The organism is Methanomicrobium sp. W14 (assembly GCF_017875315.1).
In the GTDB taxonomy this organism is placed as follows: Archaea; Halobacteriota; Methanomicrobia; order Methanomicrobiales; family Methanomicrobiaceae; genus Methanomicrobium.
This window is the reverse complement of record NZ_JAGGMM010000001.1, coordinates 982242-997126: the sequence shown is the minus strand read 5'-3', so window position 1 is coordinate 997126 and position 14885 is coordinate 982242. Positions and strand designations below refer to the sequence as shown.

The window sequence follows — 14885 nt, the reverse complement described above, 5'->3', positions numbered from 1 at the left end:
ATGTTTCGGCCAAGAATTATCCCGGCACTCCTTTTAAAAGACAAAGGTCTCGTTAAAACTGTTCAGTTCAGGGATCCAAAGTATATAGGAGATCCCATCAACGCAGTCCATATATATAATGACAAAAAAGCAGATGAATTAATATTTCTGAATATTGTTGCTTCAAGAAGAGAAGGCCTTTTTAAAAGAATAAAGAAACATGAGCTACCTTTTGATTTAACATCCAAGATCTCAAGAGAATGCCTGATGCCTCTTTCCTATGGAGGAGGAATTACAAGTGTTCATGAAATTGAGATGCTGTTTAAATCGGGAGTTGAAAAGGTTATTATTAACACAGAAGCTTTTAACAATCCTGGTTTAATCAGAGAAGCAAGCGAAATCTTTGGCAGTCAGAGCATCATCGTCTCGATAGATGCAAAAAAAAGATCTAGTGGCCAGTATGAAGTAATAATAAATGACGGAGAAACTCCGGCAGGACTTGATCCAGTAACACATGCCAAGGAGATGGAGTCACAGGGTGCCGGAGAGATCATGATTAATTCCATTGATCTTGATGGGACAATGACCGGATATGATATTGAACTAATCCGACAGGTTTCCGATGCTGTAAACATACCGGTTATCGCATGCGGGGGAGCAGGAAAGATCAGTGATTTCAGGCAGGCCTATTATGAGGGGCACGCCTCAGCTCTTGCTGCCGGGAGCCTCTTTGTATTTCATGGAAGAAAAAGGGCTGTTCTTATCAGTTACCCCACAAAGAAAGAATTAGAAGATCTCTTTTCTCCGGAGGAGATGTTATGAGAATAGTTGTTGATATTAATCACCCGGCTCATGTCCATTACTTCAAGAATTTTATCTGGGAGATGGAAAAAAGAGGGCATGATATCCTTGTAACGGCAAGTGAAAAGGAAATTTCATATCAGTTGCTGAATATATTCGGCATTGACTATATCTCTTTAGGAAGTTATGGATCCTCACTCTCTAAAAAATTATTATCTATCCCTATCCTTGACTTAAGGATGTATAGGGCAGTAAAGAGATTTAAACCGAATTTATTTATAGGATTCGGGTCCATACGCGCAGCTCATGTATCAAAAATTCTTGGTGTGCCATCCATTGCTCTTGATGATACCGAGCATGCTAAGTGGGAACACAGGTTATATGTTCCATTTACAGATGTCATACTTACTCCTACCAGCTTTGGAAAAGATTTCGGTGGAAAACAGATTTATTATAATGGTTATACAGAGCTCGCCTACCTCCACCCTAATTACTTCACCCCAAAACCTGTAGTTCTCACCGAGCTCGGTCTCACCGAGGATGATCTTTTTATCATCGTCCGCTTTGTCTCTTGGCAGGCGAGCCACGATGTTGGGCAGCATGGCATCCGTGATAAGGTTGGACTTGTGAAGGAACTGAAAAATTATGGTCGTGTGCTGATCACATCGGAAGGGACTCTGCCTGAGGAGTTGATGAAGTACCAGATCCAAGTCTCACCAGAGAAATTGCATGATCTGCTGTATTATGCGACATTGTATGTTGGAGAGGGGGGGACGACAGCAACGGAGGCTGCAACATTGGGTACACATGCCATTCATATTTCTACTACAGCAAAATATTGTGGTATTTTTTATGACTTGAATAAATATGGTTTGCTCTGGACATCGGAGAGTGATGAAGAAACAATTCAAAAAGCAATTAAACTTCTTCAAGATCTTAATTTAAAGAGTAAGGGACAGTGTAAACGGAGTTGCTTAATCAATGACAAAATAGATGTGACAGCTTTTATGGTTTGGTTTATCGAGAATTGTCCCAGAAGTGTACAGATAATGAAGACTAACCCTGATTTTCAGAATAAGTTTCAATATAGAGGATTAACATGAAAATTTTAATCTTGTCTCCTCATACAGATGATGCAGAACTGGGATGCGGAGGGACAATTATAAAACTCATTGAAAAGGGTAATAAGATATTTTGGATTGTATTCTCAACTGCTGAAGATTCTTTACCCAAAGGATTTCCAAAGGATACACTGAAAACAGAATATCTCAGTGTAACCAGAGACCTCTCTCTTAAAAAAGACAATTGCAAAATATTTGATTTTAAAGTTCGGCACCTCAATCAGTATCGCCAGGATATTTTGGAAGATTTAGTTCAAACAAGGAATCAATACAATCCTGATATTGTTATTGGTCCATCTCTCAATGATCTTCACCAAGATCATCAAGTTGTTGCGCACGAAATGATTCGGGCATTTAAGACCTCTTCAAGCATTATCTGTTATGAATTACCTTGGAATCATGTCATGTTTAACACACAATGCTTTAGTAAATTAAATAAAAATCAAATCGAAAAAAAGTATCAGATCCTAAAAAATTATAAATCACAGTTTATCAAAGAAAAATCCTATTTTTCAGAGGAATTTATTTATGGTTTAGCACGGACACGAGGAGTCCAGTGTAATTCAGAATATGCCGAGGCTTTTGAGGTTGTAAGATGGATTCTTTAACTGTTCTTGTTACCGGTGCGGGATCACCAGGCATAAAGGGAACTCTCTATTCTCTGAGTCAAAATTTTGACAATCGAACTATAAGAACAATTGGAACTGATATTAAACAGGAGGTAATCGGAAAATATATTTGTGATAAATTTTATTGCATCTCAAGACCCTCTGAGAAGGGTTATCTTGATCAATTGCTCTCAATCTGTGAGCAGGAATGTGTAGATGTTTTATTGCCTCAAAATACCGCTGAATTATCTGTTTTAGCTGAGAAAAGATCATTATTCTCTAGTCTTGGAACATCCATTGCTGTTTCCGATGCCAGTGCAATTTCTATCGCTAACGATAAATTCAAATTGATGAAATTAGCTGAACATATTGATGTACCAACAGCAAAATATACTCTTGTAAATAATTTTGATTCTTTGGTCAACTCTGCATATGATCTAGGTTGGCCTGAGATACCAATTGTTGTCAAACCTCCACTATCCAATGGCATGAGAGGAGTACGTATCATCAACGAATCACTTGATCTTAAAAAGATGTTCTATTCAGAGAAACCAACATCTTTGTTTGTAAAAATGGATCAGCTTCATGAAATATTAGGATCTGAATTTTTTCCATTGCTGGTAATGGAGTACTTGCCTGGCGTTGAATATAGCGTTGACGTTTTAAAGGCCCGGAAATATACAATCGTTCCAAGGAAACGGGATGCTATCCGTTCAGGTATAACATTTCATGGAACAGTTGAATACCATGAAAATATCATTGCAAATACGCAAAAACTCAGCGAAGCCACCGGACTTGATTATGTATTTGGTTTCCAGTTCAAAATGGATAATCACGGCAATCCAAAATTGTTAGAATCGAATCCAAGGGTTCAGGGCACAATGGTACTTTCAACTTTTGCAGGAGCTAATCTTATTTATGCTGCTGTTAAACGCGCTTTGAATGAAGAGATCCCCGATTTTCGAGTTAATTGGGGAACAAAAATCTTCCGTTATTGGGGAGGCATAGGAGTTCATAACGAAAGTAATGTGGGGTTTCTATGAAAATATGGAAGAAATATTCACAATATCTTATGTCTGGGGAATGGCATATCCACACGAGTTATACCGATGGTAAGAATTCAATAGACGAATATTGTAAAAAAGCAGTAGAACTAGGCATACCTTTGGTTGCTTTTACCGAGCACGTTAGAAAAGACTTAAGCTATGACTTTAATTCCTACCTGGAAGATATAGACAGTGCACGAGAACATTATAATTTAATTGTTCTTTCTGGATGTGAGACGAAGGTTCTTCCTGATTGTTCTCTGGACGTGGGTTATGATATTCTAGAACAAGTTGATTACCCAATATTTGCTTTTCATTCTTTCCCAAATGATATAGATAAGTACCTTGATGCTCTTTATACTGTAATAAAAAATCCCTATGTCAATGCTTGGGCACATCCTAGCATGTTTCTTAAAAAAAACATATTGAACATAACTAAAGGGAAGTTGTCTCAGATATTTAATTGGCTTGACGAAAATGAGGTTTTGATTGAAATAAATAGAAAGCATAACGTTCCTCCAAGTGAATGGATCAATTTAGCGAAAAGTTGCAGAATGAATCTTGTTAGGGGAAGTGATTGTCACTCTGTTGAGGAGTTGAGATGATGAAAGTTCAATCTTCTTCCATAATTTATCTCTCTAGTGAATTAATCTGTTTGAAGATGAAATTCTATCTTCTGGAATTGGGAACAGGAACTATTAATAAATATCAAATATTTCCTCAAAGGAGATAAGATCAATGAATCTTGCTGTGATCTGCCATTCCTATAATAGTTTTCAGAAAGACTCTGTAGAAGTAATTGGACCACATTTTTCATCAGTAGAGATCTTCGTAAGATTAAATTTTTTTGCTGAGATCAGCAGATATTTCTCAATTCCGAAACTTAATCATTTTTCTTCTTCAATTAAGATAGACAACTCTCAAAGACTGAATAATGTGAATGTATATACCACTTCTATACCTTATTTACCTACAGATCAGGGTTACAAAAAATTGGGTGAGAAGCACTATTGTCAAGTCAAAAATAAGATACAGAAGTCTGGGACTAGATTTAATTTAATTCATTCCCATTTTACTTGGTCAGCTGGATACGTTGGTGCACGCCTTAAGGAAGAGTATAATGTTCCTTTCGTAGTTACTGCTCATGGCTATGATATTTACTCCCTGCCTTTTAAAGATGATGAGTGGCGGGAGAAGATTGAGTATGTGCTCAATACAGCTGATCATGTCATTACCGTCAGCCGGAGCAATTTTGAATGCATGAAAAGACTGGATGTTTCAACACCGGTTACTGTCATACCAAATGGATTCAGGAGCGATCTATTTTATCCCAGAAATGCTTTAGAATGTAGAAATATGCTGGTTCTCCCGCAGGACAAGAAAATTCTTCTTACTGTGGGAAACTTAGAACCTGTTAAGGGACAGTTATACCTTGTTGAAGCTGTTCAGAAGGTCGTCCAGGAAAGAAAAGATGTCCTGTGTGTGATTGTTGGTTCCGGAAAATTAAAGGTTGCACTTGAACGACTGATTCGGAAGTTAGGGTTAAAAGACTATATTCTACTTGTAGGAGGCAAACCGCACGAGGAGATCCCACTCTGGATGAACGCATGTGATCTTTTTGTTCTGCCGAGTCTCAATGAAGGTAATCCAACAGTCATGTTTGAAGCCCTGGGTTGCGGGAAGCCATTTATTGGAACGAAAGTCGGCGGGATACCTGAGATTATAACCTCTGAAGATTATGGTCTGCTGGTTGAGCCTGCCGACCCTGATGACTTGACAGAAAAAATTTTGGAGGCTCTGGAAAAGGAGTGGGATTCTGAGCAAATCCTGAAATATGCAGAAAGTTTTACGTGGGAAAATATCTCAAAGGATATTTTTAATGTATACAAACAGGTTTTAGGATAAGTTTATGACTTAAAATTGCTAATCGGTGTTCTTAGAGTAGGGTGAGATTAGTTTTCAAATATCTTTTTCATTGTATCTGAATTTGGAAAGATGGGAAACGCAAAAAATGCCGGAAAATAGAGTGGATAAAGTTGAATACTAAAATCATGATCAAAGTACTTTTATGTACTACTTTCATTTCTGTAGCTATTTCCGGTGCGTTGCTATTCCTTAATCCAATTAGCGGATATGAAATTTCAATTTATGAAGGCACACCCGCGTTTGTGTGGATAGCCCTAATATATTGCATGGCCTGTGGTATAGGCCTGATATTTTATTTTATCTGGACATCAGAGAAAATTTCTTTTTTATACTGGGTTCTTAGTGTAACTATAATAATACTTGCAAGATTTGAACTTCTTTATGTCCCTTATATGCGAGGTTATGTTACATTAAGGGGAGATAATATTTCACATGTGGGTGCAGTGGTCGATATCTTAAATAGTGGTTTTATCGGAGATAACTCATATCCTGTCACTCATATACTAGGTTCCGGAATAAGTCTGCTGTCTTCTATGCCACCAATAATTTTTTTAAATTATATGACTGCCTTGTTTTCAGTTTTTTATGTATTTTCAATATATCTTCTTTTGAAAACGACATCTGTTCTTGGAAAAGCGCAATGCCTGGCCTTTGCAGTTGCAGGGGGAGTTTTATTTGATCAGTACAATGTGTATGTGATGCCTAACGGGTGGTCTCTTTTTTTTCTTCCTTTTATACTCTACGTTGCTTTACAAACCGCAAAGTGTAAAGAATATTCGATACTATTTGCACTACTTTTGGTTATTTCGGTTTTTTTTCATCCTTTAACATACTTATTGTTAATAGCAGTCCTTGTTTTTTGCAGTGTATTTTATTATATTAAAAATAATTTCACTATTTTAAAGAAATTTTCAGATGTTTCGTATCAATTTCTAATTCCTATTGTATTGTCAGGAATTCTGTTTGCCTGGCATGTTCTCTCTTTTCAACAGTTTGTACCAAATATAGGTCTACTATGGGATTCCATAACCTCAGCCGGTGGAGGTAAAATACCTCTTGCGCAAATGGGCGACACTTTAAGCAAAATAAATTTTGATGTGTATGATTTTATAAAATTATTCCTCAAAATGGACGGAGACGAGATTATCTACCTGATATTTCTGTTTTTTGCCCTGCTCCTTGTATTGCGCAGTTATATAAAAGGTAACCTAAAAATCTGTTCTAATGAAGTTATATTTCTGGGAGTCCCGATTTTATTAGGAGCAATTTATGGGGCTTACCAGTTGAATCTGGTCCCTGGCCTTGCATCTATTGGTTCAGGTCGTATACTTTCATTTGTAATGATTTTGACTCCACTATCTACAGCATTTGTTTTAAATCATTACATTTCCGAAAGAAATAAAATTATGTCTCTAATCTTTGTAGTTTTAATCCTAATTGCGTCTACAGTAAGCATTCTCAGTTTGTATCCATCTCCGTATCTATTCCGTGCAAATCCTGGAGTTACAAACATGGATATGGATGAAATGAGATGGGTAATTGCTAATACTGAAGGTGAATATGAATATGTAACTATACTGTCTCCGGTAACACGATTTTCGGATGCAATTCTGGGAATGATTGAAACAAAAATAGAAATAGGAAAACAGGTGCCTGCTGTGGTTGATCATTTCGGTTACAACAGTAACATCAGTTTGAAGCAGTATTACAATAAAACGGTTTGTTTTCCGGTCACTTATATGGACCAGATTATTTACACTTCTGTACAGTCATATGCAGCTGTAGGCAGGTTTAAACAACATGATTTTATAAGATTGAATGAAGACAAATCGGTTGATCGTCTGTATCAGAATGGGGAATCTTTTGTATATATTATTAATGGAGCCTTGTAATGAATAATAATTCCCCGGAAGATTACACATTAACTGACATCCCCAAATTATCAAGTTTAAAGAAAGATAAATCTCCAAAAATAGCAATTAATAAAAAAGTAATAATAATCACTTTTGGTTTCTTTCAAAACGAGAGTATATGGTCAGTTCGTCTTTGTGGTCTTGCAAAGTATTTGCCTGAATTCGGGTGGGATCCGACTATAATAACTGCACAACAAACAAAATCTGGTCAGAACAGATTGGTCGGTCAGGATAGTTATAATGTTGTTGAGACGAAGTATACAGATATTACAGCCCTGATATTATCATTGTTGGGGATAAATTCCGGCAAATCAATAAAGGAATCACTTAATCTAAAAAGCAAAAAGAATAAAAAAACTTTCTGTGATTTTTGTTTTAATCTTATAAAAGAAGTCCTCTATTATCCGGATGCAGAAAGAGGATGGTATAAGTATAGTCTGGAAGCGGGAATAAGATTAATGGAAGAAAATAAATATGAAGCGCTGATAAGTTCGTCATCTCCGGTTACCGGTCATCTCGTTGCAAAGAATCTTAAAATGCGCTATAATGTCCCCTGGATTGCTGATTTACGGGACTTGTGGACTCAAAATCATTATTATCCTTATTCTGTTTTCAGAAAAATCATAGAAACTTCTTTGGAGAAAAAAACTCTGGGGGTTGCGGATATACTGACAACTGTATCTGAACCGTTAAGTAAACAGTTATCTGAACGTTATTCAGGAAAGCAGATTTCTGTAATCACAAATGGATTTGATCCTGAAAATGTTAACCCCGGAGTTTCTTTATCCAATAAATTTACAATAACTTATACTGGTCAGTTATATAAAGGGCGTCGGGACCCTGAGTTATTGTTTGTAGCACTTTCGGAATTGATTCATGAAGGATTATTAGAGAGAGAAAGTGTATCTGTAGATTTCTATGGTAATCGTGAATCGTGGCTTGAAGATGATATCAGGAAGTACAATTTAAGTGATGTTGTTTCGTTGCACGGGGTGGTGTCCCGTGAAACTACAATTAAAAAGCAATGGGAATCTCATATACTGCTTCTCCTGACCTGGGATAATCCCCTGGAAAAGGGAGTATACACTGGTAAGGTTTTCGATTACCTAGCTGCAAGAAGACCAATTCTTTCACTGGGCCTTTCTGGAAGTGTTGTCACAAAGTTGCTTAAAGAGACTAATGCAGGTGTTCATTGTTCAACGGTGACTGAAATTAAATCGTATATTATTGAAAAATATACCAAATTCAAAACGGATGGTTATACTTCTTATGAAGGCATTCAATCCAAAATTGATTTGTATAATCACTATGAAATGGCAAAAAAATTTGCTATTTTATTAGATAATATTAGTAGTAATCATAGAACAGTTGATAAAAACATTGGAAAATCTGAATAAAACTGAAAAATATACCATATGTATAAAAATAGCAACCTCTTGTTTTTCAGTGATTTTTCATTATTTTGGGGTGCGTTATAAGAAATATATCTTCTCATGGAATATTTATATGGTTGTTTGGCAAATCATCAATGAATCTTATTTTAGGAGTGCTATCTGAATAAATTTTATTGTATCATTAATTTCCAGTGCTATACAGAGGATAACCGCAGAAAGGTACACCCAATTAAATATTGTCTTTTGTAAAGAGATTATACATTATATTCTATATTTATAGGAAAGAATGATAGCTTAGGAAGTAAACAAAACTTGTTTACTGTTGATTTATTAATGGCCTTAAGATACTCAAAAGAAATAATCAGTACTTCATGGTTCTTATCTAACTCTTATTGGTTACTATTAAACAACATTCTGGATAATTTCATTGAATACTTTGAAGAAATAAATTGATGCTCAAGAATTATTTTTTTTCATCATGAATGACGGAAAAGAGTAATGAAAGGAGTCTCAAAGTGTTTCAATTGTTTATTAAAAAGACATGTGGATAACTGCCTAAAAAACGTCAGAATACTGTGGGGAGAGTTCCAATGATTGTTAGGAAACTCAAAACTCATAGAAAAGTTAAAATGATATGTGAATTAACACATCTACTTGTAGATATTAAAATAGGACGCATCAGCATTTTTGATGTAATTCGCAATGAATTGAGCTGAAAATATCAGTATCTGAAATTGGTTATGAACTATAACAATTTCTTCAACAACTAATATCGGGGGGCATTTAATAATGGTTTTATCATATAAAAATTCTGGATTATCTGTTATTAGAATTGTGAGGTACTTTTACTATTTTGGAGGAGGATGCAGCAACCACGTGAAGGAGTTGTCTGAAAAAATCAATCCATATCTTAAAGATCAAATAATTATTACATCGGATATTGATGATATTGATAAGGAATTTGATAGAGAATGCCCTGTCCCCGTTATACGGATAAAGTCACCGGATATAAAAAAACGATTTGGTATTCCTGTAACCCCCCTTAATAATCTATTGTTTATGATAAATGTATACAGGACATTAGAGAAAATGGAGCGACCGGATATTATTCATGCTCATGGAATTTGTCCTGTAGCTTTTGGGAGTATTATTGGAAGAATATTGAATATTCCGGTTGTAGGGATGCTTCATGGCAGTTCAGAAGCATATTCACCTATATCAGGACTGTTTGAATCAACACTGGCAGTATTATTTAAACCGGACCATGCTTTAATATTAGATGACGGTTCCCCTGCCCCTCAAAAATTTTTGAAATTGTGGGGTGATCGTGTTTCTATTGTCTACCATGGTATAGACACAGAATATTATAGCATTAATTCTCAATTTAACATGGTTAGAGAAAGACTTGGGTTTAGAGCTTCGGATTTTTTGATTCTTTCGACATCTTCGCTGATCACTGTTAAACGACCTGATCTGGCGATAGAGGCATTTGTAAAATTTTTAGAAATTAAAGCTATTGATGAAAGGAGAGCATATCTTATCTTTGCTGGTGATGGGAAACTCAAAGAATCTTTGATGGATCTGGTAAAAAATAATTCAATTATGGAATCTGTCAAATTTGCAGGAAAATTAAAACCTGATGAAATTAAGGATTACCTTTCGATTGCAGATGCAGTTGTAGGGACAAGCGTTTATAGTAATATGAATCGTTCGATTCAGGAGGCTATGTCATCCGGGGCGGCGGTTGTAGCATTTAATAGCGGCAGACTTGATCGTTTAATTGAAGATGGTTCCAGTGGTTTACTTGTAAAACCGGGTGATACATCAGAATTTGCTGATAAATTATATATGCTTTATGAAAACCCGGAGTTGAAAGAAACGCTCGGGAAAAATGCAAGAAATACCATTCTGTCGGAAAGATCCTGGGATTTACGAATAAAGCAGGAGTTAGAAGTATACAAACTGTTAATGACAGAGCTTAATGAAAGTGGAAGAAATTAGATATGATAAAAATCTACTGTTCAGTGTTGGAAAAGATATCTCAAACTCATGCAGCAATTGGATATATTATAATATTTATAATCTAATATAAATAATGTGGGGGGAAATAGCTGGCAATAGACGCAATCTCAAAAAAATCTTTTGGTAAAGATGTATTTAAACTTGTTAGTGGTACAATTGTTGCCCAAGTTGTTGCGATCTGTTTAACCCCCATAATCACTCGTATTTTTATCCCTGAAATATATGGGATTTCATCTGTATTTTTCTCTATTGTAAGTATAATAACTGTTATTTCATGTTTTCGATATGAACTTGCTATAGTTCTGCCGGAAGATGACAGAGACGCAGGGGCTGTGTTTATGGCCTGTTGCCTTATTCTTATTTTTATAAGTCTCGCATGTATTCCTTTTTTCTTTTTCTTTGGAGATTGGATTGCAGGACTTCTTGGTAACAGTGGTGTCATGGATTACTTTTTCCTTATACCATTAGCTGTTTTTATCAATGGACTTTACTTGGCTCTTCGATATTGGAATACCAGACGCATAAGGTTTGGTACTCAGGCATCCACGCAGGCATTACAATCTGTATCTGGATCAGGGATGAAGGTTGGTCTGGGTACTTTAGGATTTATAAATCCAGGATCACTCATTGCTTCACAGATTATAGGTAATGGATTAGGAACGTTAATTTTATTAATACAGGCGATTAGATGTGATTTTTCTCTTTTAAGGTCGAGTGTATCAATAAGTTGTATTTTTCGTCAGCTTAAAAGATATAAAAAATTTCCTATCTTTAATATATGGGGAGCATTTCTAAATTCAATCTCATGGCAAATACCTATATTCATGTTTACAGCGTTTTTTTCTTCAACAGTCACTGGTCTTTATGCACTAGGAATGACTGTAATCCAAATGCCAATGAGTTTAATTGGCAGTTCTATATCGCAGGTATTCTTACAACGTGCGTCTAGTGGAAGGCATAATAATACATTATCGGAATTAGCAAGAGATACAACTTCCGTGCTAATTATATTAACCGTAATGCCATTTACTCTGTTATCTCTCCTTGGAGGGGATATTTTTGGACTTATTTTTGGCCCTCAGTGGGTTGAAGCAGGTGTTTATGTTCAAATTCTGGGATTGTGGGCAATGGTGTGGTTTGTAGTAAGTCCCTTAACTACTATTTCGATAGTTGTTGAAAAACAAGAAATTAATTTAATCTATAATATAATCTTAGTGATCACGCGATTTGCTTCACTGTTTATTGGAGGAATCTGTGGAAGTGTTTATATTGCTTTGTTTCTTTTTATGTTGACGGGTGCTATTGTGTATTTTGGTATTGGGTATATTTGTGTAATTGTATGGGCAAAAGCATCAATAAAAGAGATTCGAAGACAGGTACAAATTCCTGTTATCATCGCGATATGTCTTGCATTATTAATATTATTTTTATCCTATTTGCCTATTACAACGCTTGGCATCTGCGTTATAGCAGTAGTGATATTCTTTATTTATATGTGTTATATTTTTAAAACCCAGCCTCTGATAGGTGAATATATAGGAAAAAGATAATCTTAGGATGATAAATGAAACATTTACTTTTTAGTTTTGGTATAATATAGAACCCGGTTAAATAGATTCTTAATTAAATTACCCATTAATTGCTTTTTTTTCAAATTAGTTTTTCTGAAATAATCCTCTCGATCTCTAGTAAGATACAAATCACGACTATATTCCAATCTTTTATCTAGCTCATGGTGAGTTCTCCTATTCGCCGGAGTATATGTAATATTATCAAACCAGTCCTTAGGAAATGGAAATAACCAGTTATTTTCTTGAAAAATATCGCGTGAGGTATAGAACTTCGTCTTATGTCTTCCATCAACAGTCTGTCCTGTGAAAATATCCTTCGTAGATAGTTCTTCGAGTACTATTGCCCCATCTCTTATCGCATTCTCTAATAATTTCTTTCCGGCTTCGGTTCGTGCGATAACAACAGTATGTCCTTCAGGCTGTTGCTTATTGGAAATGCCCCACGGGTCTCCACAAACAATATCGCAGAATATGTTCATCTGGTCATAACATGCTATGCAACGGTGAAGTTCATAAACAGGTTTTAGTCTGAGTCTATTTTGCTTTGAAATCCAACAATCTTTTTCAGAAGATACGATATGAACGTCCCCGGGCCATCCAACAGCTTTGTCCCGAAACCTGAATTTTAATATTCTTTCATGATTACAACTGCTTTTTTCAATTAAATCATCAATCATCTTCCTGCTGTATTGTCCTGCACAAATCAGACCAATCGTAAGTTTTGGCAAATTAATTTTGGGATATTTTTCACGGATCAATTTAAGACTTTCAGCTTGGCATCCCAAAACAACAGCTGCTAATCTTTTATCGGAATTTTCCAGGATTGTTTTAACAACAGACGATTGGGCATAGTACGAGCCGCATGCCTCAATTAATTCAGGCTTTGTTGACACAAAAACTGCCTGTGGTCTTCTTTCCTCTTGACTAAAATTGTTAACAATTGCACCGTCGATCTTATTTTGATCCAGAAGATAGCATAGAAGAGCGGTTACAATTCCGCCACTTTGTGAAATTTGTCTGAGTGTGTTATCCCTTGCATAACCAACATATCCTGCAATGCATACTCCATGAAAAGGATCACCTGTCTCTATTGAGGGCAGATTTTCAGGATTACTCGGACATATCTCCAAACATTTACCGCAATTATTACATAAGTCACCGTTGACACTTGCAACGAGATACCCCGCAGTGTTTGTGATCATTTTTATTGCATCTGATGGACAAATCCCGGCACAGGCACCACAGGCAGTACAAAGTGCATTTCGTGTAATCGTAGAAATATTATTTTTTTGCATAAGTGCATCCTTATTTTGAAAACAAAATTTTTCCGGTTTCTAGAACAGCTCTTCTAACTTCTGGTAATTTCTCGGCAATTACTTTTTTAGATTCAAATCTGTTCTCCCAAAAAGAATCAAATGTTGAGATCAATTTATCTGAACTACATTCAGAAGTAGGAATTCCCCATTCATCCTGACCATACCAGTGAAGGAGTTCCTCATACTTGTAATGCCACCCAATAACAAGTGTCGGAGTTCCAGAGGACAAAGCAGCAACACAAGAATGGTATCTGCTTGCGATAATCACTTCGCATGAAGCAATAATATTTTTTAATGCATTACTAGATATGTGTGCGGAATCGGTGATTTCAACATTGATGCCTTCAATTTCTAGTTTATCTTTTATTTCTAAAGAAACACTAATATCATTAAAATCAGTCATCTTTTGGACTTCGTTTGGGATTAAGATAATTGATATATTATATTTCTTTGAGATGTGTCTGCATAGATTAGTTATGCAATCAACGTAATTTTCCGGACCGTCCCATTGTCTGATAATCTGGTGACTTGTAGAGACCCCGACCAGATTCTTATTCAGGTTATCTCTCGAATAATTCATGACATTTGCGATATCAGGAGATAAAAAAATCTTTTTGCCAACTTTTGCGTCATTTACAAGAGCTTCGCGGCTTTTAATTTCTCGTGCAGATACCACGTTAAACAAATGTTTACAAGCAAATGCCGCAGATTTCTGATTTATCTTACACTTCATCGGACCAAAGCTGCAGGTGTTTTTCACTGTTTTTTTTCCACATAATTTTGCAAGAACTATGAATCTATACAAATAAATAACCTGAATTAGCATTTTAAAGTAGCTATACCGCTTTCGGTCGAAATTATCAGAAAAGCAAATTCCAAGTAAATCAACAACTATATCTGATGACTTTATCTCATGGATTAACACCCTTAGATCTTTACTTGTGAAAAAACTAAGAGTAATCTCTTTTCCTGAAAATGGTATATATTTTACTTTAAAATTAAAATCGCATGATGAAATTTCATTAAATGGAGTTGTCTGATAATACACTAATTCATACTGATTTCCATATAGCTCATTTAAGATTTCCTGAAGACCATGGAGTATGCATGGACTACCAAAATTATCTTCAATTTTAACACCTGTCGCTAAAATTTTTATCATTTGTCTTTCCTCTATTTTTTTAATAT

At 35.6% G+C, this 14885-nt stretch carries 12 protein-coding genes; 10 read left to right on the top strand and 2 right to left on the bottom strand.

Features of this window, described 5'->3' with window-relative positions:
* The 10 genes from J2128_RS05225 (at nt 1) to J2128_RS05180 (ending at nt 12360) form a co-directional block, all read left to right on the top strand.
* A complete protein-coding gene (locus J2128_RS05225; RefSeq protein WP_209690034.1) occupies nt 1-801 on the top strand; it encodes an AglZ/HisF2 family acetamidino modification protein in 801 nt (266 codons plus the stop codon).
* Nucleotides 798-1883, top strand: coding sequence for a DUF354 domain-containing protein (locus tag J2128_RS05220; protein WP_209690033.1), 1086 nt, complete (start codon nt 798-800; stop codon nt 1881-1883). Before J2128_RS05225 ends, J2128_RS05220 begins: the two co-directional genes overlap by 4 nt.
* The gene (locus J2128_RS05215) at nt 1880-2509 is read left to right on the top strand and encodes a PIG-L deacetylase family protein (protein ID WP_209690032.1); all 630 of its coding nucleotides are present in this window, start codon (nt 1880-1882) and stop codon (nt 2507-2509) included. The genes J2128_RS05220 and J2128_RS05215 overlap by 4 nt, the downstream gene beginning before the upstream one ends.
* The gene (locus J2128_RS05210) at nt 2497-3552 is read left to right on the top strand and encodes an ATP-grasp domain-containing protein (protein WP_209690031.1); all 1056 of its coding nucleotides are present in this window, start codon (nt 2497-2499) and stop codon (nt 3550-3552) included. Before J2128_RS05215 ends, J2128_RS05210 begins: the two co-directional genes overlap by 13 nt.
* Nucleotides 3549-4160 (top strand): PHP domain-containing protein, encoded by a 612-nt coding sequence (locus J2128_RS05205; protein WP_209690030.1) that lies wholly within the window; start codon nt 3549-3551, stop codon nt 4158-4160. Before J2128_RS05210 ends, J2128_RS05205 begins: the two co-directional genes overlap by 4 nt.
* 133 nt (nt 4161-4293) lie before the next feature.
* The gene (locus tag J2128_RS05200; protein ID WP_209690029.1) at nt 4294-5460 is read left to right on the top strand and encodes a glycosyltransferase family 4 protein; all 1167 of its coding nucleotides are present in this window, start codon (nt 4294-4296) and stop codon (nt 5458-5460) included.
* Between the two features lie 146 nt (nt 5461-5606).
* Nucleotides 5607-7373 (top strand): hypothetical protein, encoded by a 1767-nt coding sequence (locus J2128_RS05195; RefSeq protein ID WP_209690028.1) that lies wholly within the window; start codon nt 5607-5609, stop codon nt 7371-7373.
* Entirely contained in the window at nt 7373-8791 is a 1419-nt protein-coding gene (locus J2128_RS05190) for a glycosyltransferase (protein WP_209690027.1), read from the top strand. The genes J2128_RS05195 and J2128_RS05190 overlap by 1 nt, the downstream gene beginning before the upstream one ends.
* Nucleotides 8792-9577: 786 nt before the next feature.
* Nucleotides 9578-10789 carry a glycosyltransferase family 4 protein gene (locus J2128_RS05185; RefSeq protein WP_209690026.1) on the top strand — a complete coding sequence of 404 codons (1212 nt, stop codon included), beginning with the start codon at nt 9578-9580 and terminating at the stop codon, nt 10787-10789.
* Nucleotides 10790-10899: 110 nt separating this feature from the next.
* Nucleotides 10900-12360, top strand: coding sequence for an oligosaccharide flippase family protein (locus tag J2128_RS05180; protein ID WP_209690216.1), 1461 nt, complete (start codon nt 10900-10902; stop codon nt 12358-12360).
* A gap of 23 nt (nt 12361-12383) precedes the next feature.
* Here the strand turns inward: J2128_RS05180 and J2128_RS05175 are convergent, their stop codons facing one another.
* Nucleotides 12384-13676, bottom strand: a complete 1293-nt coding sequence (locus J2128_RS05175; RefSeq protein ID WP_209690025.1) for a Coenzyme F420 hydrogenase/dehydrogenase, beta subunit C-terminal domain — start codon at nt 13674-13676, stop codon at nt 12384-12386.
* A 10-nt stretch (nt 13677-13686) separates the two neighbouring features.
* On the bottom strand, nt 13687-14859 hold the full coding sequence (locus tag J2128_RS05170) for a polysaccharide pyruvyl transferase family protein (protein ID WP_209690024.1): 1173 nt from the start codon (nt 14857-14859) through the stop codon (nt 13687-13689).
* Nucleotides 14860-14885 lie beyond the last annotated feature (26 nt).

Bases quoted from the DNA above. Each gene is read 5' to 3' on its own strand.
- J2128_RS05185 (WP_209690026.1), top strand. From the start codon at position 9,578: ATGGTTTTATCATATAAAAATTCTGGATTATCTGTTATTAGAATTGTG.
- J2128_RS05220 (WP_209690033.1), top strand. From the start codon at position 798: ATGAGAATAGTTGTTGATATTAATCACCCGGCTCATGTCCATTACTTC.
- J2128_RS05175 (WP_209690025.1), bottom strand. From the start codon at position 13,676: ATGCAAAAAAATAATATTTCTACGATTACACGAAATGCACTTTGTACT.
- J2128_RS05195 (WP_209690028.1), top strand. From the start codon at position 5,607: ATGATCAAAGTACTTTTATGTACTACTTTCATTTCTGTAGCTATTTCC.
- J2128_RS05190 (WP_209690027.1), top strand. From the start codon at position 7,373: ATGAATAATAATTCCCCGGAAGATTACACATTAACTGACATCCCCAAA.
- J2128_RS05210 (WP_209690031.1), top strand. From the start codon at position 2,497: ATGGATTCTTTAACTGTTCTTGTTACCGGTGCGGGATCACCAGGCATA.
- J2128_RS05215 (WP_209690032.1), top strand. From the start codon at position 1,880: ATGAAAATTTTAATCTTGTCTCCTCATACAGATGATGCAGAACTGGGA.
- J2128_RS05205 (WP_209690030.1), top strand. From the start codon at position 3,549: ATGAAAATATGGAAGAAATATTCACAATATCTTATGTCTGGGGAATGG.
- J2128_RS05170 (WP_209690024.1), bottom strand. From the start codon at position 14,859: ATGATAAAAATTTTAGCGACAGGTGTTAAAATTGAAGATAATTTTGGT.
- J2128_RS05225 (WP_209690034.1), top strand. From the start codon at position 1: ATGTTTCGGCCAAGAATTATCCCGGCACTCCTTTTAAAAGACAAAGGT.
- J2128_RS05200 (WP_209690029.1), top strand. From the start codon at position 4,294: ATGAATCTTGCTGTGATCTGCCATTCCTATAATAGTTTTCAGAAAGAC.